This window comes from Mesorhizobium sp. M0074 (genome assembly GCF_040322975.1).
Classification (GTDB): domain Bacteria; phylum Pseudomonadota; class Alphaproteobacteria; order Rhizobiales; family Rhizobiaceae; genus Mesorhizobium.
The window spans coordinates 153744-178654 of record NZ_JAMYUM010000013.1; the positions used below are offsets into that span (position 1 = coordinate 153744).

General features: G+C 63.5%; 24 protein-coding genes and 1 pseudogene. 13 read left to right on the top strand and 12 right to left on the bottom strand.

Going from position 1 to position 24911, the window contains the following annotated elements; all coding sequences use genetic code 11:
- Positions 1-50 precede the first annotated feature (50 nt).
- Together NKJ73_RS19145 and NKJ73_RS19150 are read left to right on the top strand one after the other, a co-directional pair.
- On the top strand, positions 51-1040 hold the full coding sequence (locus tag NKJ73_RS19145) for a hypothetical protein (RefSeq protein WP_352570639.1): 990 nt from the start codon (positions 51-53) through the stop codon (positions 1038-1040).
- A gap of 1 nt (position 1041) precedes the next feature.
- A complete protein-coding gene (locus NKJ73_RS19150; protein WP_352570611.1) occupies positions 1042-2517 on the top strand; it encodes an FAD-dependent oxidoreductase in 1476 nt (491 codons plus the stop codon).
- Between the two features lie 24 nt (positions 2518-2541).
- On the opposite strand, the gene NKJ73_RS19155 is transcribed toward NKJ73_RS19150, so the two are convergent.
- Together NKJ73_RS19155 and NKJ73_RS19160 are read right to left on the bottom strand one after the other, a co-directional pair.
- Positions 2542-3012, bottom strand: a complete 471-nt coding sequence (locus NKJ73_RS19155) for a YbhB/YbcL family Raf kinase inhibitor-like protein (RefSeq protein ID WP_352570612.1) — start codon at positions 3010-3012, stop codon at positions 2542-2544.
- 49 nt (positions 3013-3061) lie between these two features.
- Positions 3062-3499 (bottom strand): DUF2267 domain-containing protein, encoded by a 438-nt coding sequence (locus NKJ73_RS19160; protein ID WP_023677864.1) that lies wholly within the window; start codon positions 3497-3499, stop codon positions 3062-3064.
- 113 nt (positions 3500-3612) lie between these two features.
- Between NKJ73_RS19160 and NKJ73_RS19165 the strand changes: the two genes are divergently transcribed.
- The gene (locus NKJ73_RS19165) at positions 3613-4242 is read left to right on the top strand and encodes an Hsp20/alpha crystallin family protein (RefSeq protein WP_352570614.1); all 630 of its coding nucleotides are present in this window, start codon (positions 3613-3615) and stop codon (positions 4240-4242) included.
- Positions 4243-4330: 88 nt separating this feature from the next.
- Here NKJ73_RS19165 and NKJ73_RS19170 read toward each other — a convergent pair whose 3' ends face one another.
- Positions 4331-4759, bottom strand: a complete 429-nt coding sequence (locus NKJ73_RS19170) for a CBS domain-containing protein (protein WP_023677862.1) — start codon at positions 4757-4759, stop codon at positions 4331-4333.
- Positions 4760-5055: 296 nt separating this feature from the next.
- Here NKJ73_RS19170 and NKJ73_RS19175 point away from each other — a divergent pair, with 296 nt between their 5' ends.
- From NKJ73_RS19175 to NKJ73_RS19210, 8 genes are all read left to right on the top strand, one after another.
- On the top strand, positions 5056-5790 hold the full coding sequence (locus NKJ73_RS19175; RefSeq protein WP_352570615.1) for a phosphoribosyltransferase: 735 nt from the start codon (positions 5056-5058) through the stop codon (positions 5788-5790).
- Positions 5791-5801: 11 nt separating this feature from the next.
- Positions 5802-6479 (top strand): dienelactone hydrolase family protein, encoded by a 678-nt coding sequence (locus NKJ73_RS19180; protein WP_352570616.1) that lies wholly within the window; start codon positions 5802-5804, stop codon positions 6477-6479.
- Between the two features lie 122 nt (positions 6480-6601).
- Positions 6602-7102, top strand: coding sequence for a DUF6496 domain-containing protein (locus NKJ73_RS19185; protein WP_352480832.1), 501 nt, complete (start codon positions 6602-6604; stop codon positions 7100-7102).
- Positions 7103-7478: 376 nt separating this feature from the next.
- A complete protein-coding gene (locus NKJ73_RS19190) occupies positions 7479-8366 on the top strand; it encodes an arginase family protein (protein ID WP_352570617.1) in 888 nt (295 codons plus the stop codon).
- Between the two features lie 190 nt (positions 8367-8556).
- Positions 8557-11088 carry an NAD-dependent epimerase/dehydratase family protein gene (locus NKJ73_RS19195; RefSeq protein WP_352570618.1) on the top strand — a complete coding sequence of 844 codons (2532 nt, stop codon included), beginning with the start codon at positions 8557-8559 and terminating at the stop codon, positions 11086-11088.
- 181 nt (positions 11089-11269) lie between these two features.
- On the top strand, positions 11270-12298 hold the full coding sequence (locus NKJ73_RS19200) for an ABC transporter substrate-binding protein (RefSeq protein ID WP_352570620.1): 1029 nt from the start codon (positions 11270-11272) through the stop codon (positions 12296-12298).
- Positions 12299-12301: 3 nt separating this feature from the next.
- Entirely contained in the window at positions 12302-14590 is a 2289-nt protein-coding gene (locus NKJ73_RS19205; protein WP_352570621.1) for an ABC transporter permease, read from the top strand.
- Positions 14590-15666, top strand: a complete 1077-nt coding sequence (locus NKJ73_RS19210) for an ABC transporter ATP-binding protein (RefSeq protein ID WP_352570622.1) — start codon at positions 14590-14592, stop codon at positions 15664-15666. The genes NKJ73_RS19205 and NKJ73_RS19210 overlap by 1 nt, the downstream gene beginning before the upstream one ends.
- On the opposite strand, the gene NKJ73_RS19215 is transcribed toward NKJ73_RS19210, so the two are convergent.
- From NKJ73_RS19215 to betI, 5 genes and pseudogenes are all read right to left on the bottom strand, one after another.
- The gene (locus NKJ73_RS19215; protein ID WP_352570624.1) at positions 15656-16450 is read right to left on the bottom strand and encodes an inositol monophosphatase family protein; all 795 of its coding nucleotides are present in this window, start codon (positions 16448-16450) and stop codon (positions 15656-15658) included. The genes NKJ73_RS19210 and NKJ73_RS19215 overlap by 11 nt on opposite strands.
- A 155-nt stretch (positions 16451-16605) precedes the next feature.
- On the bottom strand, positions 16606-16752 hold the full coding sequence (locus NKJ73_RS19220) for an SDR family oxidoreductase (RefSeq protein ID WP_502896713.1): 147 nt from the start codon (positions 16750-16752) through the stop codon (positions 16606-16608).
- 166 nt (positions 16753-16918) lie between these two features.
- Positions 16919-17101: pseudogene (locus tag NKJ73_RS19225) on the bottom strand (aspartate aminotransferase family protein); the annotation flags it as partial.
- A gap of 20 nt (positions 17102-17121) precedes the next feature.
- Positions 17122-18423: a flavin monoamine oxidase family protein gene (locus tag NKJ73_RS19230; RefSeq protein ID WP_352570626.1), complete on the bottom strand. Its 1302-nt coding sequence runs from the start codon at positions 18421-18423 to the stop codon at positions 17122-17124.
- Positions 18424-18499: 76 nt separating this feature from the next.
- Positions 18500-19216 (bottom strand): transcriptional regulator BetI, encoded by a 717-nt coding sequence (betI, locus tag NKJ73_RS19235; protein ID WP_502900721.1) that lies wholly within the window; start codon positions 19214-19216, stop codon positions 18500-18502.
- A gap of 332 nt (positions 19217-19548) precedes the next feature.
- On the opposite strand from betI, the gene NKJ73_RS19240 reads away from it, so the two are divergent.
- Positions 19549-19809 carry a hypothetical protein gene (locus tag NKJ73_RS19240; protein ID WP_352570628.1) on the top strand — a complete coding sequence of 87 codons (261 nt, stop codon included), beginning with the start codon at positions 19549-19551 and terminating at the stop codon, positions 19807-19809.
- 42 nt (positions 19810-19851) lie between these two features.
- On the opposite strand, the gene NKJ73_RS19245 is transcribed toward NKJ73_RS19240, so the two are convergent.
- From NKJ73_RS19245 to NKJ73_RS19260, 4 genes are all read right to left on the bottom strand, one after another.
- The gene (locus NKJ73_RS19245; RefSeq protein ID WP_352570629.1) at positions 19852-20910 is read right to left on the bottom strand and encodes a dipeptidase; all 1059 of its coding nucleotides are present in this window, start codon (positions 20908-20910) and stop codon (positions 19852-19854) included.
- A 186-nt stretch (positions 20911-21096) separates the two neighbouring features.
- On the bottom strand, positions 21097-21396 hold the full coding sequence (locus NKJ73_RS19250; protein WP_352476216.1) for a GNAT family N-acetyltransferase: 300 nt from the start codon (positions 21394-21396) through the stop codon (positions 21097-21099).
- The gene (locus tag NKJ73_RS19255; protein ID WP_352570630.1) at positions 21389-22024 is read right to left on the bottom strand and encodes an alpha/beta hydrolase; all 636 of its coding nucleotides are present in this window, start codon (positions 22022-22024) and stop codon (positions 21389-21391) included. Before NKJ73_RS19255 ends, NKJ73_RS19250 begins: the two co-directional genes overlap by 8 nt.
- A 10-nt stretch (positions 22025-22034) precedes the next feature.
- Positions 22035-22967 (bottom strand): VOC family protein, encoded by a 933-nt coding sequence (locus NKJ73_RS19260; protein WP_352570631.1) that lies wholly within the window; start codon positions 22965-22967, stop codon positions 22035-22037.
- A gap of 208 nt (positions 22968-23175) precedes the next feature.
- On the opposite strand from NKJ73_RS19260, the gene NKJ73_RS19265 reads away from it, so the two are divergent.
- Entirely contained in the window at positions 23176-24768 is a 1593-nt protein-coding gene (locus tag NKJ73_RS19265; protein WP_352570632.1) for an alkaline phosphatase family protein, read from the top strand.
- The last annotated feature ends 143 nt before the right edge of the window (positions 24769-24911 follow it).

A 24911-nucleotide genomic window follows, 5' to 3' on the forward strand; every position in this document is an offset into this window, starting at 1 on the left:
AACACGGGCCGGCTCTGCCAGTTCGGGGCTTGGCGCGATGCTGCGTGACGATGCTGCGTGACGTCGATTATGTCCTGCAAAAACTCGACTGGATGCGCGGCGAAGGCATCTGGCCCAACGGCTTGCGATATCTGTGGACCGATGCATTCGGGGTCGTGCTCTACGTCTCGCTTTATGCGGAAACTGGCGAAGAGCGCTGGCTGGGCGAAGCCGAGCGGCTGGTGGCCGATGTCGAGCGTATGCTCGGCCGCCGGCGCGGACTGAGGATCGGCGAAGCGGCGGATCGCGACGGCCAGTATTTCCACTATCTGGCGATGTGGCTGTTCGCCCTGGCGCGTCTCGGCGATCTGAAGCCGGAATACCGCAAGCGCGGCATTACGCTGGCGCGGGACATTCACCCGGCGTTTGTGGTCCCCGGCCGCGGCGTGATCTGGAAGATGCAGGAGGATTTGAGCGGTCCTTACCCCGGCTACGGCCTCGGCAGCATGGATGCCTATGACGGCTACGTCTCTTACCGAATGCTCGACGACGAGGAACTGGCGCCCGAGATCGCGCAGATGCGTGACCTGATGGAGCGCGATTGGCGCAGCCTCGACATCGACCAGGACCTCGGCCTCGGCATGATGCTGTGGCTCGCCCATTTCTTTCCCGACGAGCCGTGGGCCGAGGCCCAGACGAGGCGTTCGCTGCGAACTCTGGAAACGATGTGGGTCGACCCGCCCGGTTATTTCAGCCGCGCGCCATGGCTGCGCGATACCAAGTTCGCCTTCACCAATTACGGCGTTTCGCTCGGCCTGCAGGCCGCCGGTATCTGGCCGGGGCGTGTCGATAGGCTGAACGCCTTCTTCGAGGACTGGCGCTCCGGCGACGAATACGACCGCGAGGCGATCACCTGGGTGATGGCCTGCACCTCGCACCTTCCCGGTGCTTTTCTAACCCGGGGTGGCGAGACAATGATTGAAAGCGACCAAGCTCGGGAACGTTCCTCCGCCGGCGCGGTTGTCGATGGAAGTGCATGGAGACGCAAGGGGCGCGGTTGAAATGGCCATTCTCTTGGGAAAACCGGGAAGCTGTTGGGTGGCGGCAGCCGCCTCCACGAACTATCCCCAGCTCGAAGGTCCAATCCGTGCGGACGCCGTAGTCGTGGGTGCTGGAATTGTCGGGCTAACGACGGCGCTTCGGCTTTGCGAGGCGGGCCGGTCGGTGGTCGTCCTCGAAGGCCTGCGCACGGGCGGACAGGTAACCGGCCGCTCGACGGCCAAGATCACCACGCAGCATGCACTGATCTATCGTCATCTCATCGACACCTTCGGCCGGGACCTGGCGCGGACCTATGCCGATGCGAATTCCGCCGGCGCCAAACAGATCCGCGATTGGGTTCGCGAGTACGCCATCGCCTGCGATCTCGAGAGCAAGGACGCCTATAGCTACACCTGCGATGAAAGCCGGCGCGCGGAGGTCGCGGCCGAGGCGGAGGCCGCGCGCCATGTCGGGCTGGAGGCCGATCTCCTCGACCGCGCGCCGCTGCCTTTCGAAACGGCCGCGGCATTACGGTTCCCCGACCAGGCGCAGTTCAACCCGGCGATGTATCTGGTTGGCCTGGCGGAAGCGGTGACGGCCCGTGGCGGTCGGATCTTCGAAAACAGCCGCGCCACCTCGATCGACGAGGCAAGCCGCTGGCGCGTCGTCACCGATGGCGGCGCCGTTGATGCCGGGCACGTCGTCGTCGCCACCAACATGACGGTGAAGAGCCCCGTCGGCATGGCGAACCGGACGCAACCGCGCTGCCACACCGCCATGGCCTTTCGGATCGATGATCCCCTTACTGTCGACGGCATGTTCATCGGCATCGACGACCCGACGCATTCCATCCGGACGGGCCGTGATGCCGAAGGTCCACTGCTGGTCACGCTCGGCCCCAAGTTCAACACCGGCTGGGACGGCGACGTGGCGAGGCGGTTTGTCGAACTGGAAAAATGGGCGAGAAAGAACCTTCCGGTCGGCGACGTCGCGTGGCGCTGGTGCAATGAGGATTATGATACGGCCGACAGGATTCCATATGCCGGCGAGCCCGATCCCGCCAAGGCCGCCGGCTTCCACATTGCCACGGGCTTCAACGCCTGGGGCATCACCAACGGGACGGCCGTGGGCGCGATGATCGCCGACCTGATCTGCGGCCGCCCAAGCCCATGGCAAAAACTCTACGATCCGGCCCGGCCCTATCCCGAGGACTTCCACAAGAACGGCCGCAGTCAATCGATCGTCTCGAGCACCCACGACATTGCGCCTGGCATGGGTGGCGTGATCGTCAGGGGAGACGAAAAGATTGCGGCGTGGAGAGACACCGAAGGCGCACTCCAGGCGGTTTCGGCGATTTGCACCCACAAGGGCTGCACCGTAACCTGGAACAATGCGGACCACACCTGGGATTGTCCCTGCCACGGCTCGATCTTCGCCGCCGACGGTTCGGTCATCCACGGCCCTGCCCGAAAACCGCTTGCCCAGATTACATTGTGAAGGCGGCGACCGACACGGCCCGCGTCACGCCGGCCGTTCGTAGGTTCCGACCAGCTCCGTCTCCTCCAATGCGTGTTTCTGGGCTTGCTTCCAGACCTGATGCACGCCCGCCTTTCCTGGTACGCTGAGGCTCGGCACATCGAGCGCGGCCAGCAGGAAGTGGTAATGGTGGACGCCGTGCCCTGCAGGCGGCTGCGGACCATCGTAATACGCATTGCCGAAATCGTTGGTGCCTTGCCTGAGTGCCGACGGGCCGGGCTTGCCGTCTTCGGCCTCGGCTAGTCCCCCGGCATCCGGCGGGATGTTGAACACCGCCCAGTGCCCGAAAATCCCGCTTGGTGCATCGGGATCCCGCACGACAAGAACAAGGCTCTTGGTACCATCCGGGACACCGGACCACTTCAGCGGCGGCGAGACGTTCTGGCCGTCACGCGCATATTTTTCGGGAAGTCTTCCGCCTGCCCGGAACGCCGGGCTGATAAGGGTGAGTGGCATTGCTATTTCCCCAAGGAGGTTGCGACCGAGAAGCCCGCGCCTGCGCCGTTCACGCCGCTTGCTGAGCTTCGGCGACTCGTCTTATCTCGCCTGGCAGGGATTCCCAGACCTTGTGCATCTGTCCTTCTCCGACGTGATGGGCGAGCACCTTGGACACGACCCTGAATGCATCCTTGGAATCGACCGGACGGGTAAATTCCAGCTCCGCCTTGATCTTGGCCAGAAACTCGTCGAGCGACCGCATCTTCTCGGGAGCTTTGGAAGGCTGATATTGGTCATAGAAGGCGCCGCGCACCAGGATCGGCAGCTGCGAGCCGAGGTGGGCTGCAAGATCCGGCTGCATACGGTCGCGCAGGGCGTGCAGCACCGCTCCGAGAACGTGCCAGGCGACCTGCCGATCCGGTCCAATCTCGTCCATGATCTCGTCGAGCCAGATGTTCGTGGTCTGCAGTGTCTTGTCGAATACGTCGAGTCCGGTGGCATTCATCGAAATCCTCCTTCCGTTCAAATCCGACTAGGTGATGTGACCAAACAGCCGTACCTGCCCGTTGTTCCCCGACGCGCATGTCCTGATGCGCATTTATTGTCGGAGGTCCCGTCATGAGGGAATTCGGGCCGGCTTTTGCCGCTGTTTTTCGACCACCTTTCTTGGCCGGCACTCGGAACATCCTCATGGGTGGACGAGTTTTGTTTGCCGTCGCCGATCACATGGTGACGAGTGATGCAGACACAAAAAACAGGAGAAGAACCATGGCACATCACGATTTGGCGCCCCGGACGCCATCGCGCAGCCTCTATCCATCCGCGCGCGACCCGCTCACGTCATTCCACCGGCAGATTGACCGCCTGTTCGACGACTTCTTCGCGCCGATGGCCGAAGCGACTACGGCCGGCGATCTTTGGCCGAGCGTCGACGTACATGAAACAGACCAAGCCTATAAGGTCACCGCCGAATTGCCGGGGCTCGAGCAGAAGGACGTTGAGCTCAAGCTGCGCGAAAACACCCTCTTTATTACGGGCGAGAAGCGTTCGGAGCACAAGGAAGGCGAAGGCGGCCGCACCTACAGCGAACGCAGTTATGGCCGGTTTCAGCGGACCATCCCACTGGAAGCGGAGATCGATGCCGACAAGGTGCAGGCCACTTTCAGGAACGGCGTTTTGGTTGTCGAGCTTCCGAAGAACCCCGCTGCAAAGGACAAGACACGCCGCATAGAAGTGAAAGCGCGATAGTTGCCAAACTGAAGGCTGCCTGAGCAGGCGGCGTTCAGCCCAGATGGAGAAGAACGGCGAGCACGGCGGCAACCGCCCAGGCGAGCGTCTAGCGCCGGGGATCGTCCGTCGCCTCGGAAACGCCTTCGAGAGCGATCTTGGCGGCTTCCTCATCGGTCCGCCCGAGGTCGGCCAGGGCAATGACGCCGACGAGGCGCTTGTCGTGATTGATCACCGGAAGACGACGCACCTGATGCTTGGCCATGATCTTCGCCGCATCGGTGATATCGGCGTCGTCGAAGCACCAATAGACATGCTCGGACATGACCTCGCGAACGGTCGTGTTGCCGGCTGAGCGCTCCTCGGCGACGCCGCGCATCACGATGTCGCGGTCCGTCACCATGCCGACCAGCCTGTCATTCTCGCCGACCGGAAGGGCGCCGAGATTGTCGGCCCGCATTTTCCGGGCGGCATCCCTGATTGTCGTGTTCGGGCCGACCAGTTCGGTCCGACGGCTCATGATCTCCTGAACTTGCATGGGATATTCCTTTCCCTGATTGCTGAGGCAACAAGCCGCCAAACGCGCCTGCTGCCACGCATCGCTAGATTGCCAGCTGGCCGGACGAGGCATGTACGGATCACTATCTTCGATCTTCCCGATCCGCGCTGAGCCGCGTGCCGGTGCCGGCACCTCGCGATCGAAACTATTCTTGGAACGTCCAGGCAGCGAGCGAGTTCCAAAATGGTACCGGTGCCGCAGCCATCCCACGGAATGTGGCCGCAGGCTGGTGAAAAAACATCCACCGGGAAACAGATGCACGCGGATTGAAGGTCATGGCTATCATCTTTTCAGATCGCCGCGAGGCCGGGCGGCAACTCGCCGGGGAACTCGTTCGCTTTGCCGGCCGCGACGATGTGATCGTATTGGCGCTGCCCCGAGGCGGCGTGCCGGTCGGCTACGAGGTCGCGCAGGCACTCAAGGCACCGCTCGACGTCTTCGTCGTGCGCAAGCTCGGCGTCCCCGGTCACGAGGAACTGGCCATGGGGGCGATCGCGCCCTCAGGTGTACGTGTCCTGAACGACGAAATCGTCAACGGTCTCGCGATCCCGCCACATGTCATCGACGCGGTCGCTGCAAAGGAGGAAAAAGAGCTTCTGCGCCGCGAGCACCTCTATAGGGACGGGCGACCCCCACCGCAGTTGAATGGACGAACCATTATCCTCGTGGATGACGGGCTTGCGACCGGATCGACCATGCGGGCCGGGATCAAGGCGCTGCGAAAAAACCACGCCGCCCATATTGTCGCGGCCGTTCCCGTCGGTAGCCCCGACACTTGCGACGCGATGCGGGCGGACGCCGACGAGGTCGTTTGCGCGACGACACCAGAGCCATTGCTGGGTGTCGGGCGCTGGTACGTGGATTTCTCGCAGACGAGCGATGAAGAGGTCCGCGCGCTCCTCGCCAGGTCCGTGCCCAAGCCTGCGGCTTCCCACAAGCCTGCCGCTTGCGAAGAGGAATTGGCTGGGCGCGCGAGCGCGGGTCCGGCGCCTGGCACCAGATCGACATAGCGGAGGTGGATATGGACCGGGATAGCGAGCACGTCGTGCATGTTCCCGCGGGGCTTGTCACGCTTGAGGGCAATCTTTCGTTGCCCCCGGATGCTCGCGGCCTTGTGCTCTTCGCCCACGGCAGCGGAAGCAGCCGCCACAGCCCGCGCAACCGCCACGTGGCCGAAAGGCTGAACGAGGCGAACCTCGCCACCTTCCTCATCGACCTGTTGACGGCCGAAGAGGAGCGGATCGACCAGGTCACGGCCGAGTTGCGCTTCAATATCGGACTGCTCGCCGACCGGCTGGTCGGCGTCACGGATTGGCTCGGCGCCTCGCCGGACACGTCGGGGTTGCGTCTTGGCTATTTCGGCGCGAGCACGGGCGCCGGTGCCGCCCTGGTGGCGGCGGCCGAGCGGCCCGACCAGGCCGCGGCCGTAGTTTCGCGTGGTGGCCGGCCCGATCTTGCAGCGCTCGCCCTGCCGCGCGTCCGGGCGGCGACCTTGCTCGTCGTCGGAGGCGCGGACAAGCAGGTGATCGCGCTCAACCGCTCGGCGCTGGCGGCGCTCCACTGCGAGAAGGAGCTCGCCATCGTCCCTGGCGCGACGCACCTGTTCGAGGAGCCCGGCGCCCTGGACGAAGTCGCGGGTCTGGCGAGCCGATGGTTCTTGCGCCATCTGATTTCGGACAGATCGGCGTCGACGTCCTGACAGCTGGGGCTTGGATCATCAGTGCCGGGATCATTTGCGTCCTCAACGCGTTATGATCCTCATAAGACCGCGCGCAGCTGCAACCCGAATGGCTGTCGCAACCCGCATGTGGGAGAAAGACAATGCCGGACAAGAAAACCATCGAGAAGGCCCGAAAGGACAAGCGCGAGGGCAAATCGCCGAGCACACAGGCCGGCGAGTTCGTGCACGAGGAGATCGATAAAATCCGCCGCGGCGAGCACGGCGCGCGCTCGACCCAGCAGGCCATCGCCATCGGGCTTTCCGAGGCAAGACGCGCAGGCGTAGACCTGCCCCCGCCCAAAAAGGGCAAGGTGAAGGAGAGCACGCGCAAAAGCGCCGAATACGCCTATGAGGCCGGCCAGGGTGAACGCACGCCGAAACGCCGCCCGCGGGTCTCGAAAGCCGTCTCCAAGGTGCTCGAGCACGAGCCGAAGAGCACGGCGTCGCACGCGGCGCTGGCGCAGCAGGCGAAGCGTGCGGCCTCGCGCCGGACGGCTGAGGAGCGCTCGGCCGCCGCCAAGAAGGCCGCCGAGACGAAAGGCGCCAGCGGAAGGAAGGCGGCGGCGCAGAAGGCCGCCAGAACGCGCGCGCACCACGCATAGTTCAAAGACGGCAGTTCGCCTCCTGGAAATCCGATATGGCCCAAACGACCGGTATCGAGCTCTGCCCCGGCAGCGCGGGACAACGCCGCTGCCCAAGGCGAACCAGAGCCTGCATCCGCGGGACAACATCGACTTCGAAATCACCGCTGACGACACGGTGGCGCTGAACGAGCAATACTCGTCGCTCGCAATGCTGCCCGACGCGTGACACCGACCGGAGATACTCGGCGGCAAGGGCAGCGGGAGACCGGTCAGGAAAGCGCAGCCTGCTTCTTGAGCATGATGCGTATCGCCCATAACGCGGGGAACTCTGATCATGACCTCAACTGCCAGCACGACAATGCCGCGAGCCACCACGCAGACGAGACATATCGCTTTGCTCGGCGCGCCCTCTAATCTTGGGCTGATGCCGCAGGAGGGTGAGCCGGAGCCCGGCGTGTGGAAGGCGCCGGAGGCACTTCAATCGCTTGGTCTCGCCGACCGTTTGGGCGCCGGTCCGTTGCGCTCGGTTCGGGCTCCGCTTTATCGGCCTGAGGTGGATCCTGCGACGGGCGTGCGCAATGCCCAGGCCCTGCGCCAGTATTCCAAGACGCTTGCCGAAGCGGTCGACGAGGAGCTGAACTCGGGAGGGTTCCTGCTCATGCTCGGCGGCGATTGCAGTGTGTTGCTTGGCCCTGCGCTCGCGCTACGGCGTCGTGGCCGCTACGGCCTTATCTTCTTCGATGGGCACACCGATTTCAAATTGCCGGATACCTCGCCGTCAAAGGGAGCCGCGGGCATGGATTTGGCCTTCGTGACCGGCCATGGCCCGACGCTCCTGACCGATTTCGGCGAGCACACTCCTTTGGTCCGTGAGGCCGACGTAGTCGCGTTTGGCTATCGCGATGTGCAGGACCCCGCGACTTACACGTCCAAGGCCGTCTTCGACACCGATGTTCACCGGATGGATTTGGCTGAAGTGCGGCGGCGCGGCTTCGCCGATGCGGCACGCATAGCGCTTGACGCGGTCGCAGGGCAGGACGTCGAGGGTGTATTCGTTCACTTCGATGTCGACGTGCTGGACAGCGAGATCATGTCGGCTGTCGATTCGCCGGAGGCCGGCGGTGTCTTGCCCGACGAAGCTGTCGAAGCCCTTCGCACATGGTGCAACGATCCACGCGTGATTGGGATGGAGGTGACGATCTATGATCCCGACCGCGATCCGGATCGTCGCTGCGGCAAGCTGCTGATCGACATTCTGGTCGCTTCCCTTCGCGGCCGGTAGACCAATGGGAGTCCTGCACTTGTGCACGAACGCAATCCGCCGGCACGAATGGCCGTCGGTCTGACGGATCGCCGCGCGCACCCATTCTGTGGTGCTACCTCATCGGGAACCGTTCTCAACGAACATGGTTCCGAGTGTGCGACCGAAGCATTCGGCTTCTTCTACCCGGCTATCGCCAAGGAGATTCGCCATGACCGGCAAAACCCGTCCCACCGTCCTGATCACAGGCAGCAGCGGGTTTCTGGGCCAAGCCATCGCTCGCGGCTTGATGGAGCGCTACGACATCATCGGCCTTGATGTTGCCAGACGATCCTTGCCCGGCGTCGAGACGATCGAGATCGACCTTACCTCGGACGCGAGCGTGGCGAAGGCACTGGCCGAGGTGCGCGAGCGGAGCGGCGGCCGCGTTGCCTCGGTGATCCATCTCGCGGCTTATTACGACACGACCGGCGAGGATAATCCGAAATACGGCGCGGTGACCGTCGAGGGAACGCGCCGGCTGCTGAACGCGCTGAGAGGGCTCGAGACGGAGCAGTTCGTGTTTTCGAGCACGTTGCTGGTGCATGCGCCGAGCCCGGCAAAGGGCGCCAGGATCGACGAGCGATCGCCGATCGATCCGGCCTGGGCCTATCCGAGATCGAAGGCTGAGACCGAGACGCTGATCCTGAAAGAGCACGGCCACGTCAAGGTTGCGATCCTGCGACTGGCGGGCGTCTATGACGAGAATTGTCACGCGGCCTTTATCGCCCAGCAGATCGCCCGCATTTTCGAGCGCATGCCGACCGCCTATCTTTTCACCGGCGACATCACCACCGGCCAGCCCTACCTGCATCTGGACGATCTCGTCGACGCCGTGGTCCGCACCGTCGACCGGCGCAGCGCGCTTCCCAACGAGACCGTACTGCTGATCGGCGAAGAAGAGACGCCGTCCTACGACGAGATGCAGAAGCAGATCGGGCAGCTCCTGCACGGCGAGACCTGGCGGACCCTGTCCCTGCCGAAAGAGGTGACGAAGCTCGGCGCCTGGATGCAGGAGAAGGTTCTCGACCAGGAGACCGACATCAAGCCATGGATGATCGAGAACGCTGACGATCACTACGAGATCGACATCTCCCGCGCCAGGCGCCTGCTTGGCTGGAACCCGCGACACAGCCTGACCGCTACCTTGCCGGAAATGATCCGGCGGCTGAAGGCGGATCCTACCGACTGGTACAAGAAGAACAAGCTTGAACCGTCGGCGGTCGCCGCTTCCGCGCCCGAGCTCGACCAGGCCGCCGAACGGCTGCAGCGCCCGCTCGAGCGCTCGGACGACGAGGTCGAGGCGGAAACCGAACGCCACCGGGCCGCAACGCTCTGGGCGCCGCTGACCAACGTTGCGATCGGGCTGTGGCTCGTGGCGTCGCCCTTCACGCTCGGCCTGTTCGATCCCGCTTCAGCACCGATTCCGCCGGCGCTCGGACATGAGATCGCCTCGCCGGAGACGCGCGACGGCAGGCTCGGCATCAGTGAGATTGTATCCGGCCTCGCCATCCTGTCGCTGGCGCTTGTCGGCATGCGCCGGCGCTGGCACGGGCTGCAATGGATCACCGCCTCGATCGGGGTTTGGGTGATGTTCGCGCCGCTGCTGTTCTGGACCACCAGCGCCGGAGCCTACGCGACCGACACGTTGGCCGGCATGCTGATCGTCGCGTTCGCGGTGATGATCCCGCCGACGCCGGGTATCAGCCGGCGTGCCCTTGCCGCCGATGACGACCGCCCGCTCGGCTGGAGCTATTCGCCCTCCCTCTTCACCCAGCGCATTCCCATAATCGGCCTCGCCTTTGTCGGCCTGTTCGTCTCGCGCTATCTCGCTGCCTATCAGCTAGGGCACATCGACAGTCTTTGGGATCCGTTCTTCGGCCCGGGCGAAACGCCGGCCGGCAATGGCAGCGAGGCGGTGGTCACCTCCTGGGTCTCCAAGGGTTTTCCGATCGCCGATGCCGGGCTGGGCGCCTTTGCCTATGCGCTGGATATCCTCGCGGGCGCGATCGGCGATCGCCGCCGCTGGCGCACCATGCCGTGGATAGTGCTTTTGTTCGGTTTGTTGGTCGTTCCGCTCGGTGTGGTCAGCGTCGGCTTCATCATCATCCAGCCACCGCTCATCGGGGCGCTGTGCACGCTCTGCATCGTCCAGGCCGCCGTCACGGTCGTGCTCATCCCCTATTCGGTGGACGAGGTGCTGGCGAGCTGCCAGTATCTTTGGCGTGCGAAACAGGCGGGAGAGCCGTTCTGGCGCACATTCTGGTGCGGCGGCCCGGCGCTTTCGGAGGACCAGACGCCGACGCCGGATCTCGACCGGTCGCTATCGGCAGTGGCGCGGGACTTCATCACCGGCGGTGTGAACTTCCCGTGGACCCTTGTCGCCAGCACGCTCGCCGGCGCCCTGCTGATGATCACGCCGCTTGTCTTCGGCACAAGTCCGCCGCTCTACCTTAGCGATCATGTCACCGGTTGCCTCATCATCATGATCGCCGTTACTGCGATGGCCGAAGTGGCGCGCGCCGTCCGCTTTCTGAACATCGCGCTTGGAGCCTGGATTGCCCTCTCTCCGTTCATCCTCGCCGGCGGCGCGGCCGCGAGCCTCGCCAATCTGGCGATCGGAGCGCTGCTGGTCGGGCTCAGCCTGCCGCGCGGCACGCGCAGCGCTGCGCATTATGGCGGCTGGGACCGGGCCATCGTCTGAGGATGTTCAGCAGCGCTGGACGATCGGCCAGGTGACTGCAAAGATTGATCCGCATCAACCTGTCGAACATATCGAGCGGGAAGTCGGCGAAAGGCGCAAAGGCGGCCGTACCCTTCCAACTTGAATTTTCCGCGTATCTGGGTTTCATAAGTCGGCAAATAACTTAGGGAGGAATTTCAACATGATAAAAAGGGCAATTCTCGGCGCCGGCATCCTCGCCGCCGGTATGTGGGCCGCGTCGTCATCGGCGTCCGCCGAAAGCCTGACCATGTATTGCGGCGTTGACGAGGTCTGGTGCCAGCAGACGGCGCGGGCGTTCGAGGAGAAGACCGGCATCACCGTCAATATGACCCGCAAGAGCGCTGGCGAAATCTATGCGCAATTGCGCGCCGAGGCCGCCAACCCAAAGGCAGACATCTGGTGGGGCGGCACCGGCGATCCGCATCTGCAGGCAGCCGAGGAGGGCCTGACAGTGGAATACAAATCGCCGCTGCTCAACCAGTTGCAGCCCTGGGCGATCAAGCAGGCGGAAACGTCCGGCTACCGCACGGTCGGCATCTATTCGGGTGCGCTGGGCTTCGGCTACAACAAGGATTTGCTGGCCAAGAACAATCTGCCCGAACCGAAATGCTGGGCCGATCTGATCAAGCCCGAATACAAGGGGCACATCCAGGTCGCCAACCCCAATTCCTCGGGGACCGCATACAATATGCTGGCGACCATCGTTCAGCTGTTTGGTGAGGACAAGGGTTTCGAATACATGAAAGCCCTGCACAAGAACGTCAACCAGTACACCAAGTCGGGTTCGGCGCCGATCAAGGCCGCTGGTCTCGGCGAGACCACCATCGGCATCGTCTTCATCCACGACGCCGTGTCGCAGGTCGTCGCAGGTTTCCCGATCGTTCCGGTCACCCCTTGCGAGGGAACCGGCTACGAGATCGGCTCGGAATCGATCATCAAGGGGGCGCGGAACCTGGAGGCTGCGAAAAAATTCTACGACTGGGCGCTCGAGGCCGACGTCCAGTCCATGGCGCAAAAGGCGGGGTCGTTCCAGGTTCCGTCGAACAAGGCGGCAAAAACCTCCGACAAGGCGCCCGACCTCTCCACCATCAAGCTGATCGACTACGACTTCAAGAAGTACGGCTCGAGCGAAGAGCGGAAGCGGCTGCTGAAAAAATGGGACGAGGAGGTCGCATCGCTGCCGCAATAGCAGATGCGCTTCCGCGAAACCCGCTGGCCGATTGAACCGGTCGCCGTCCTTTGGATGGCGGTCGGATGGCTGGGGTTTGCCGTGCTGCCCTGGTACGGCATCGAGGACGGGTTCTTCGGCTTTTCCTGGCTGTTCGACGGTTACCCGTCCGACAGCGAATTCGCGCCGGCACTGGTTCTGGCCCTCAAGGGCGAGAAACTGTGGCTGGCGCCGCTCGGCCTGCTGCTGGCGGTGCCGCTGCTTCTGTGGGGCCGCACCAAATCCGATCCGGTTTTCAGCCGGCTGCTGATCATTGTCGGCGCCGCCGGATTTGGCTGGCTGTTGTTCCAGGGCTTCGCCATCGGGCTGCGCGGTTGGCAATTCGGCTGGCTCACCAGCCTGTTCGGCGAACTTGGCGACCGCCAATTCGGCATGGGCTACGGCGCCTTGCTGGTCAGCGGTGCCTTTCTGTTCCTTTTCACCCTGGGTGTTGCCGCGCGCGGCGCCGTCTCTGGCGACGTCTTCGTCGTCGGCTCGATCGGCTTTGTCGTCGCCATGGTTGCCATTTTCATCTTCATGCCGATCCTGATGATGCTGGCCAATGCCATGCAGACCGACGACGGCGGCTACTCGCCTGTCGCGTTCCTGGCCAAGCTGTTCAGTTCGCGGCTGTGGAGCCTGGCTTGTCTTGCCGGCGGCAGCCGCTGCGGCGTGGCCTGGAATTCGCTGCTGCTGGCCGTGCTCGTCGGCCTGCTGACCATGTTTCTGGGGCTGGTGTTCGCGCTGGTCGTGACCCGTACCGGTTTCCGCCACGGCAAGCTGCTCCGCGCCCTGACCGTGTTGCCGATCATCACGCCGGCTTTCGTCATCGGCCTTGCCATCATCTTGTTGTTCGGACTGTCAGGGGCAGTGACGCAGAGCGTGGCCGGTCTCTTCGGTTTCCAGCCGACACGCTGGGTATATGGACTTCCCGGCCTGCTCATTGCCCAGGTTCTCGCCTTCACGCCGATCGCCTTCCTGGTGCTGATGGGCGTCGTCGAAGGCGTCAGCCCGTCCATGGAAGAGGCCTCCCAGACGCTCCGAGCCAGCCGCTGGCAGACCTTTTGGACCGTATCCCTGCCGCTGATGCGGCCGGGCCTTGCCAACGCCTTTCTGCTCGGCTTCATCGAGAGCATGGCCGATTTCGGCAATCCGCTGGTGCTGAGCGGCAATTACGACGTGCTGTCGACAGAAATCTTCTTTGCCATTGTCGGCGCGCAGAACGATGCGGCACTTGCCGCGATCCTGGCGCTGGTGCTGCTGGCCTTCACGCTCGGCGCCTTTTATGCGCAGCGCTTCTGGATCGGCAGGCGCTCTTACACCACCGTCACCGGCAAGGGCGACGCCGGCGTCCATCCGCGCTTGCCTGCCGGGCTGACATACGCGCTCTATGTCATCGCCGGACTGTGGACGGCATTCACCGTAGTGGTCTACGCGGTGATCTTCTATGGCAGCTTCGTCAAGCTGTGGGGGGTCGACCAGAGCCTGACACTGGAGCACTACCGGAAGGCGTTCTCCGTCGGCTGGAACGAATTCGGCATCCACTGGTCGGGCTCGGCATGGAGCTCCTTTTGGACGACCATGGAGATCGCGCTGATATCGGCGCCTCTGACGGCCGGGATCGGGCTTCTGACCGCCTATCTTCTGGTCCGCCAGAATTTCCGCGGCAAGAACGCCTTCGAATTTGCGACCATGCTCTCGTTCGCGATTCCGGGAACCGTCATCGGCGTCAGCTACATCATTGCCTTCAACGTGCCGCCGATCGAACTGACCGGGACCGGCATCATCCTCGTACTGTCGTTCATTTTCCGCAACATGCCGGTGGGCGTGCGCGCCGGCGTCGCCTCGATGTCGCAGATCGACCGTAGCCTGGATGAATCCTCGCTGACGCTTGGCGCCAACTCGTGGCAGACCTTCAGGCGCGTCATCCTGCCTTTGCTGAGATCGGCAATGCTGGCGGCGCTCGTCTATTCCTTCGTGCGCGCCATGACCGCGATCAGCGCCGTCATCTTTCTGGTCAGCGCGCGCTACGATCTCTCGACCAGCTACATCGTTGGACGTGTCGAGAACAATGAATACGGCATCGCCATCGCCTATTCGACGGTGCTGATCGTCGTCATGCTGATGGTAATCGGCTTGATGCAGCTGCTTGTCGGCAGCCGCAATATCGGCCGGCGCGGCATCCAGCAGGGCGACGGCGGCTGGAGCGTGCGCACCAATGTCAGCCTGCCCGGAACGGCCGGCGGCCCGACCACAATAGCAGGAGCCGGGTGATGGCCGAAATTCGCAGCAATGCCGCCTCGGTAACCTTCGACCATGTCACCAAGACATATCCGGGCGCCAGCATGCCGGCGGTCGACGACATCTCGCTTGCGATCGAAGCCGGCAAGCTGGTGACGCTTCTCGGGCCCTCCGGCTGCGGCAAGACGACGACGCTGCGCATGATCGCCGGCCTTGAAATGCCGTCCAGCGGCCGCATTCTGATAGGCGGCAAAGATGTCACCCGCCTGCCCGCCACCGACCGCGACGTGTCCATGGTTTTCCAGTCCTATGCACTGTTTCCGCACATGACGGTGATGGAGAACGTCTCCTATGGCTTGCGTTTCTCCGGCCATGACAAGAAGGAGGCCGCATCGCGCGCCCATGCCGGGCTGGAATTGGTCGGCCTGACCGGTCTCGAGGCGCGCCTGCCCAGCGAACTGTCTGGCGGCCAGCAGCAGCGCGTGGCGGTGGCACGCGCGCTGGTGCTCGAACCGCAAGTGCTGCTGTTCGACGAGCCGCTGTCAAATCTCGACGCCAAGCTGCGCCGGCACGTGCGCGAGGAAATCAGGGAAATCCAGATCAAGCTCGGGCTGACGGTGGTCTATGTCACACACGACCAGGAAGAGGCGCTGGCGGTTTCGGATCGTATCATCGTCATGAACAAAGCGGTGATCGCACAGGACGGCACGCCACGCGAACTCTACGACGCACCGGCCAACGCTTTCGTCGCCGACTTCATCGGCGAAGCCAATATCCTCGATTGCGAGGTGGTTTCGGTAGAAGGTGATGAAGCTGCCGTCCGGCTGGGTTCGCTGGCCTTGAAACTGCCGGCGCGAGGCCAGCTGGTCGGCCCGGCGAAGCTGGCCGTCCGTCCGAGCCGCATCGAGATCGGCCCTGCCGGTGCACCACGGACGATCGCGGGCAGGCTGGAAAAGGTCACCTATATCGGTAGCCATCTCGAGCTTGTCATCGCCACGCCGCACGGCCAGGTGTTTGCAATATCGCACAACATCGATGCGCCGTTTCAGGCAGGCGACAGCGTCGGCATCGGCTTTCCGGAGCGCGGACCGGTTCTGATCAAAGCTTGAAGGATTGCACGCAGAGCTGGCGGACCTGGGCGAACACACCGCTGCCGGCGCAAATCACCAGCGCGCCGTTTTCCAGAACCGTCTTTGGGTCGGGCTTGACGATCGTGCCGCCGGCTTCTTCCACCAGCAGCATGCCTGCCAGGCAGTCCCAGGCGTTCATATGCTCTTCGACATAGCCGAGCAGCCTGCCGGCGGCCGCATAGGCGAGCATCAACGCGCCGGATGCGTTACGGAAAAACACGCCGCCTTTTGAAAACAGCAAGCCGATGAGCGTTGCGACGTTTTGCATTTCGGCGCGGTTGGAAAAGCCGGTGCCCAACGAGCCGTCGGTCAGGCTGGTGGCCGCGCTTGCCCTGATCGGCTTGCCGTTGAGAAAAGCGCCGCCGCCCTTGCGGCAATGGAACGTTTCGCCGGTAGAGGGCTCGTGGATGACACCCACGACAGTGTCGCCGTCCTTGGCGCAGGCGATGACCACGCACCAGGCCGGGATGCCCCGCACGAAGTTCGCGGTGCCGTCGATCGGATCTATCACCCAGACATGCCCGCTCGATCCGGTGACCGAGGCATGCTCCTCGCCGACAATTCCATCGGTCGGGTAGGCGGCTTTCATTGCCGCACGGATGAACAGCTCGACCTCACGGTCAGCCTGCGAGACCATGTCCTGATGACCTTTGCTCTCGATGGCGAGGCTGTCGAGGTCGCGAAAATACTTCAGGCCGAGCGCGCCGGCGCGCCGCGCGAGATCGATGGCGAACTGTTCGCGCGTTGCTGTGTCGGGTGTCATGATATCCTTGGGATGGCGAATGTGATCTGAGGAAAATACCCCAGCCAGAGAAGCTTAGCGGTGAAGATAAGAGTGTGCAAATGACGAGCCCTGCCTTTTGCGGGGCGGGCCCGAGGCCGACCGATCTTCCATGCGCCCGACAGCGACAGTCACGCTCATACGGGTCCGGTCATGTCGCCGTCGACATAGATCATCTGGCCGGTCATGAAGCTCGACGCGTCGGAAACCAGGAAGATCGCGGCACCGCCCAGTTCATCGACCTCGCCCACGTTGCCAGCGGCCGACCAATGCCGCGGCTCAATCCGGAAATTAAGGCGGTTTTACCGGCGAGGCCGAACAGGCCCGATAGGTCATCAATGCTTTGTTTCCCCAGAGATGCGGCCAGAGACAGGCGATCGAGGCCCCTGCCGGACATCGTAGGCGCGGACGATCGTTGTCAGCAATGGCGAGATTGCCGGCGATAAACGCCTATCCCCGCCAGGCACCTTCGCGGCGCAGATCGTCCATCGTGCGCGAAATGCCTTCGCGCAGGATCGACACCATGTCGTCGATCTGGTCGCGCGTGATGATCAATGGCGGCGACATCACGCGCATGTTGATCAGTGGCCGGACCAGCAGGCCGAGCTCGTGGCAATGCGCGTCGATGCGCTCGGCACCTTGATCCGCCTCGCTTATGACCCCGAGGCTCTGCTGGCGATGGCAGACTGAATAATTCTTAGCGCAGCAATGCGGCCGGCGACGATGGCGCCCTCGACGTAGCCCGGAAATGATGGCGACAGCTCCGACGAGGCGAAATGGATCCGCGACGCGCCGGCGCGGATAATGCGTTCGGCATCGGTTGCCGTCGCATCGACGATCAGATCGCTGTAACCGCCGCCGCTCCAGCGATCCGCAGTCCAGTCGCGATAACTGAGATCGATGATGCCGGCCGCCTCGATACCGAGCGCCTCTTCCAGCTTTGACGTCACCTTTGCGCGCAACGCCGCGTCGTCCAGATCCCGCCAGCGCTGCGCCAGCGGCCCGCCGATGAAGACGACAAGGGCTGCGTGATCCTCGTCCCTGCTGGCATCGCAGGCAAAAAGCCCGTGCGGGTCGCGCCACATCACCATGCCGCTCAAGCCCCTGTCGCGCCAGAAAGCCTTGGGGTAGCGCACCAGCATTTTGATCACCGCGCCGCTTTGCCAGACGCCGAGGGCTCTCTTCAGCACAGCCGGCAGCGGCGGCACGAAATCCACTCTCGAGGCCATCATCGGCGGTACGGCGACCAGTACCGCTCGTGCCTCGATCGCGCCGGCCGGCGAAACGACGCGAACCCCTCCCGGCCCGTGCTCAATGGCCTCGACAGCTGTATTCAGCCGCAGTCGATCGCCGATATCCCGCGCAAGATCATCCGCTAGCGAATGCATGGTTTCGCCCACGAAATACTGCAGCTCCGACACCTCGTTGGTGATGCGGCGATCATTGTCGATCAAGTACCACAGCGGCAGCCTTTCCATTGCCAGGCACCACAGGCCCTCGATCATCGACCGAAAGGCGGCCTTCGCATCGTCGGGATCGGCCTGGCGATCGAGCCATGCCGCGACCGTCAAGCCGACAATGGTCGGGTCGGTCGGTGCGATCGCATTCATCCGCTCGCGCATTCGCATCGCGGTGCCGTAAGTGCGCCCGGCTTGCGCCTCGCTCATTCGCGGCTGCGTGACGAATTCGCCTGCGACATGGGTCTCGACCAATGTCTTGCCGCGCGCTCGCACCAGCGCCATTAATTCCGGCATGTCTTCGCACAGGAACTGGCCGCCGCTGTCGATCCGCTCGCCGAGCCCGTTCTGCACGGCTTCGACGCGGCCGCCGACACGGTCGCGGGCTTCGAGCAGCACGACATCGATGCCGGCGTGGTTCAATTCACGCGCGGCCGACAGGCCGGTGAAGCCGGCGCCGACGATGGCCACATCGGCTCGTTCGATCTTGAACTTCATTAGCCGGCCTTGATCTTCTCGAATGTCAGGGGCCGGATCATTGTCTTCATTGCTGGTCCACCCTCTTTTTGATGGTTCACGCCTGCCTGGCACCGCGGGCTGCAGAGTTCGGATAGTGCTTGGGGAATGCCGCAGACAGGAACTCGTTCGCGGCCTGCAGCGCCGTCTCGCGTGTGGCGTCCTCGGTGCCCATCATCAAATGCAGCCACAGACCATCCAGCATGGCGCTGAGCGCCAGCGCCATGACTTGCGGCTCGTAGGCATAGAAGCCGCTCTGCTTGAGCGCCACGCAAAGATCGATGAATATGTTCTGGTAGACGGCATCGCGTGCGCTGCTCAGCGCCTGATATTTCGGTCGCGATTTGGCCTCGCCCCAGAAGGCACACCAGGCAGCCAGCTTGCGCTTGTTGCAGATCGAGCGGTTGAAATCGGCTGCCACCAATGCCTGCAGCTGGCGGGCGGGATCATCGCCGGCCCTTTGCAAGGCGCTGCGCCAATGCGCCGAATACTCGTCATGCATGTATTGCAAAGTGGCGACGAGCAGCTTCTCCTTGCTCTCGAAATGGAAATTGACGATGCCGCGCGACAGGCCGGCGCCGTCGGCGACGTCGGCCATAGTCGTTTCCGAATAGCCGCGCTTGGCCAATGAATCGATAGTCGCTTCGATCAGTTGAACCTGCCTTGTCTCTTTCGACGCTTTGCGGCCGCGCTTTTCGGAATCGCTTTTTCGCGCCGGTTCGAGGAGGGCTTCGCGCGCCTCTGTTGTCTTCATCGGGGTGATGGTCTCCAGCATCGCCGGCTAGCCGATCGGCTTCGGCCGCGAAGATCAGTGGGACGGTGTTTGCCACTGTCAAGCACCTTCTGCACGGCTGCCCATATTCGAATGTTCTCGTCGAGATTGCATCCTTGGAGAAAACGATGTCGAAGGCACCGTCGGCGAAAGGGCAGCGATCCCGGCGATGCAGACCAGATCAGCGCCGCCGAGCCCGCCTGCAGCGGACCTTGGGTCGAGATCTACGCCAGGCGCGAGCTGCAATATCAAAAGCTGCTGAGGCGTGCCAAACTGGCGCCGCGGCTGGTCATCAAACTCGACCGCCGCACCAGTCCGCCCGCGGATTTCTAAATATGGCCGACGACACCGACAGTCCCGAACTCGACGCCGAAGCCGCCGAACAGTGGCAGCTGATCAACACGCCGCTCGGCGAAAAATGGTCGGGCCGCACCCGCTATGCCGCGGCCATGTTCTTCTACAAACGCGGCGAGATGAACGCCGAGACGCTCGAGGTCTACCGCATCTGCGCACGCCTGGATTCGACGGATCCGCTGCCGATCATCCGTGATCGCGGCATTGGCCAGGACTGGCTTAGACGCATGGGTTTCGAATAGTCCGCCCCCAAAACGCGTTCCGGTCAAGCCGGCATCACCCGCTTAGCCGATGGTCCTTTCCAGCATGCCTAGCCAGTTGCGATAGGCGATCTTCTCGATCAGCGCGCGCCCGAAGCCGCGTGCCGCGAATGCGTCGAGCAGTCTTGGCAGGCCGGCAACATCGCCTATCACGGCCGGGATCATGGCGCCGTCGAAATCCGAGCCTAGGCCGACGCCGTCTTCGCCCAGCGCCTGCAGCAGCGAATCGACATGGCGCACCATGATGTCGAGGCCGGTGTCGGCGTTCATCCTGCCGTCCTCGCGGAGGAACCCGGTGGCGAAGTTCAGCCCGACCATGCCGCCGGAGTCGCGGATCGCGCCGAGCTGCCATTCAGTGAGGTTGCGCGAATGGCCGCAGATCGCGTGCACGTTGGAATGGGTCGCGACCAGCGGTGCGTCGCTGATCTCGACGACGTCGCGGAAACCTTTTTCGTTGAGATGCGAAAGATCGATCATGATCTTCAGCTGGTTGCAGGCTTTCACCAGCGCCTTGCCGGCATCGGTCAGCCCCGGCCCTGTATCGGGCGATGACGGGAAACGGAACGGCACGCCGTGGCCGAAGGCATTGGGACGGCTCCAGACGATACCGAGCGAGCGCAGGCCGGCTGCGTGGAGAACGTCAAGCAGGGTGAGCTCAGGGTCGATCGCCTCGACCCCTTCGATGTGGAACACCGCCGCGATCGAGCCTTGCGCCATCGCCTTCCTCACATCGCCGGCGCTGCGGCAGACGGTGAGCGCCGAAGCCCGCTCCAGCCTGAACAGGATCGAGGCCATCGCTATGCTGGAGTTGAGCGCATCGGCGCGCGGAACCTCGGGCGGCAAGGGCTCGCTGTCGCTCGGCGCCAGCGGCACCGCGCCGCGTTTGGATTTCTCGACAGGCGGCGGGAAGATCGCGAACATGCCGCCGGCAAACCCGCCTTTCTTCGCGCGCGGCAGGTCGATGTGGCCACCTGGCGTCCCCTCGACGAACAGCTTTTCGACGTCCGCATCCTTCGACTGGTAGAGCCGGAGCAGCGTGTCGTTGTGGCCGTCGAAGACGGGAACGAGATCGGATTCGGTCATGGAGGGCCATTCGGTTGAAGTGGTCGGGCCGCGGATGGCGAGCCGGTTGCTGGCAATACTTAGGGCAAGGTTGGCGCTCTGCGCAAATCCCGCATGTTGCCGCTGTGTTTGTACGCCTCCAATGGCTGAAGGGGCACGCGGTAAAGCCGCGCACCCTTTCTCCTGTCATTCATCGAGAGGCGGTGCTTACCGCTTCAGCACGTCCGCCCATTCCGGATGGCGGCGGAATTGGGCATTGGCGAACGGGCAAAGCGGGATGATCGTCTTGCCCGCCGCGCGTGCATCCTCGACGGCACGGGTGACCAGGCGAAGCCCCGCGCCCTGGCCGCGAAATGCATCCGGCACTTCGGTATGGTCGATGATGATCTGGTGCTCGCCGATCTTGGTGAAGGTCATCTCCGCCTCGGCGCCGCCCGGCCCACGCAGGAGATAGCGGCCCTTCGAACCGCGGTCCTCCAGTTCGATCTCCGGCAATAGGTCAGACATGGCTTGCGGTCCTTTCGTCCGGCGCAAGGGCGAACAGTCGCCGCGCCGCCTCGATCTCGGTCGGCCGCACCTCATGGCCGCCGTCATGCCACTCGACTGTGACATCGGCGCCATCGGCGCGCAAATAGGCTTCAAGCCGCGCCGTCAAATCAGGCGAACAGATCGGGTCCCGCCTGCCGGCGGTGACCAGGATGCGGCTGCCGCCAAGGCTGCCCTTGACCTCCGGCTCGAACGGGATCAGCGGATGCATCAGCACCGTTGCGTCGAACAGCGACGGTTCGGCAAACAGCACCGAGGCCAGGATGTTGGCGCCGTTGGAGTAACCGAGGCCGAGCACCGAAGATGGCCTTGCCGTCTCGACATGTGCCTTGACGAAGCCGGCCATCTTGTCCGTCGCTCGCGTGATGTCGCCCATATCGTAAACGCCCTCGCCGGTCCGGCGGAAGAAGCGTGCGGCGCCTTGTTCCGAGACATCGCCGCGCGGAGCGACGACCGTCGCTTGCGGCGCAAGATCGCGCCCAAGCGACAGAAGCTGGGCCTCGTCGCCGCCGGTGCCATGGAAGACGAAGAGTAGCGGTCCGCCCGGCGAACCGGGCAGCACTTTGTGAATATACGAATCCTTGCTCATGACCTTGCCCTCAGTCTTCCAGTTTCTGCAGATGCTGCTCGAGATAGGGCCGCAAATGCTGGTGTTGCGACGGCAGCTTCAGCGCCTCGCCAAGATGGGCGGTATCCTCGTCGCGGTCGAAGCCCGGCTCGCTGGTAGCGACTTCGAACAGCACGCCGCCCGGTGTGCGGAAGTAGATCGCCCAGAAATAGTCGCGGTCGATTACCGGCGTCACTTGATAACCGGTGTCGAGCAGCGCCTTGCGCACTTCGAGCTGCTTGGCGCGGTTGTCGACGGCAAAGGCGACATGGTGGACCGAGCCGGCGCCGAGATTGGCGAAGCCGGCCCCTGGCAGCGATTCGATATCGACGACATCGGCGCCGTTGCCGTTCTTCACCGCCAGCCGCCTGACATTGCCGGACTTGTCGATCTCCTCATAACCCATGAATTTCAGCAGCTCTTCGGTGGCGCCACCGTCTTTCAGCCTGAGCGACACCGAGTGAAAGCCGCGGATCGCCTCGTCGGTGGGAATGCCACCCTTGGCCCAGGGCGCACGGCTGTCCACTCTGTCCTCGACCAGCGCAAACCCGTCGCCATCGGGGCCGGCGAAGGCAAGACGCTTCTCGCCGAACGTCTCCTCGCGGGAGAGCCCGGTGACGCCTTGCTCGGCAAACCGTTTCTCCCAATAGCCGAGCGTGCCCTCAGGCACCGAGTAAGCGGTGGTGCCGACCTCGCCAACGCCATGGCGGCCCTTGCCGATGTTGGGAAACGGGAAATAGGTCATCACCGAGCCGGGCGTGCCGACCTCGTCGCCGTAATAGAGGTGGTAGACATCGGGTGCGTCGAAATTAACGGTTTTCTTGACCCGCCGCAGACCGAGCGTCCCGGTGAAGAATTCATTGTTCTGGCGCGCATCGCTGGCCATCGAGGTGACGTGATGCAGGCCCTTGACTTGGTCGAGCATGTTTCTGCTCCTTTCCTTGTGCCGGCGCGGCCCTTGCCGCTGTCCACGCAAATATGAGCATCCGCCTCCTGGCCGCAAAGGCGGCAAACACAGAATGGACTGTGCTGTTAAAGTGAACGACGAAGCAGGTTTTGTTCACCATTCGGCAAACTGGACCGGCTTGCATACTCGTCGAAATTGCGCTCCATGAACGACGCATGTAGCCAGCATGAGGATACAGCGGTTGAGTGGAAAACGCCCCAATATTCTCCTGATCACCTGCGACCAGTGGCGGGGCGACTGCCTGTCAGCTGCTGGCCACAAGGTGGTAAGGACGCCGAATGCCGACGCGCTGGCTGCCGAGGGCGTTCTGTTCCAGAAGCACTATGGCGGCGCCGCACCTTGCTCGCCGGCGCGCGCCTGCCTCTACACCGGCCTCTACCAGATGAACAATCGTGTCTGCCGCAACGGCACACCGCTCGATGCCCGCCACGGCAACATAGCGCTCTGGGTGCGCGCCCTCGGCTATGAACCGACGCTGTTCGGTTATACCGACACGGCACGCGATCCGCGCACGCTGGCGCCCGGCGACCCGCAGCTGAAAAGCTATGAAGGCGTGCTGCCCGGCTTCACCGTACGCCAGCCTCTGCCCGAGCACCAGAAGCCCTGGCTGTCATGGCTTAAGGCGCGCGGCGTCGACGCCGGCGCCGGCTCCCCCGACATCCACCGCCCGGCGGGCGAAATCCCGGAAAACGACGGCGCGATCAGCAACGGTCCGCCAATCTATTCGAAGGACGAGACGCCGTCGGCCTTCCTGGCCGGCGAATTCATCCGCTGGCTCGGCGAGCAGGAGCGCGATGCCCCGTGGTTCGCGCATCTTTCCTTCATCAGCCCCCACCCGCCCTTCATCGTGCCGGCGCCTTACAACGCCATGTACGATCCGGCCATCGGTCCAGCTTTTGACCGCGCGGAAAGCTGGCAGGCCGAAGCAGCAAGCCACCCTTATCTCGCCTATGAACTTAACCGGCAGGAACGGTCGAGATTCCGTCCCGGCTCGGAGGGCAAGGTGCGCGACTGGGGCGACGATAATTTTCGCCGCATCCGGGCGCTCTATTACGGCATGATCTCGGAGGTCGACGCGCAGCTTGGCCGCGTCTGGCAAGCGGTCAAGGCGGCCGATGCATGGGACGACACCGTCATCGTGCTGACCTCCGACCACGCCGAGATGATGGGCGACCATTTCATGCTGGGCAAGGGCGGCTTCTTCGACTGCAGCTTCCATATTCCGCTGATCATTCGCGATCCGCGCCGCCGCAAGGCTGCCGGCAGCAGCGTCGACCGCTTCACCGAGGCGGTGGATTTGGCGCCGACCTTGCTTGAGCTCACTGGGCTCGAGCTCACTGGCGGCGAAGTGCTGCCGCATCTCGACGGCCGCTCGCTGGCGCCCTTCCTGGACGCAACGGAGCCGGACAATTGGCGCGATGCGGCGCATTGGGAGTTCGATTTCCGCTCGATCGCGGATGGTGATGCCGAACGGTATTTCGGCGTCGGTCCGCGTCAGTGCAATCTCGCCGTCGTTCGCACGCAAAAATTCAAATATGTGCATTTCGGCGGAGGCCTGCCGCCCTTGCTCTTCGACCTGGAGAAGGATGCGCGCGAGTTGACCAATGTCGCTGACGACCCAGCCTATCTGCTGGCACGGGTGGAATTTGCCGAGAAGTTGCTCGCCTGGCGGGCCGAGCATCTCGACCAGTCTTTGGCGCTCGCCGAATTGACGGACAATGGCGTTGCCGGCCATGTCGCCGGCTTCCCCTCGAGATAAGCAAAGCCCGCGCCGGTGCCGGGGCGGGGTTGTGTGTGGGGCTGTGGGCAGGTTTGCGCATTATACTGTGCGGTTTGTATCGGTTTTTGGGATATGTGGGCGTGTGGTAGGGGGGCTGCGGCGGAAGGTGGTGCGTGGTGGTT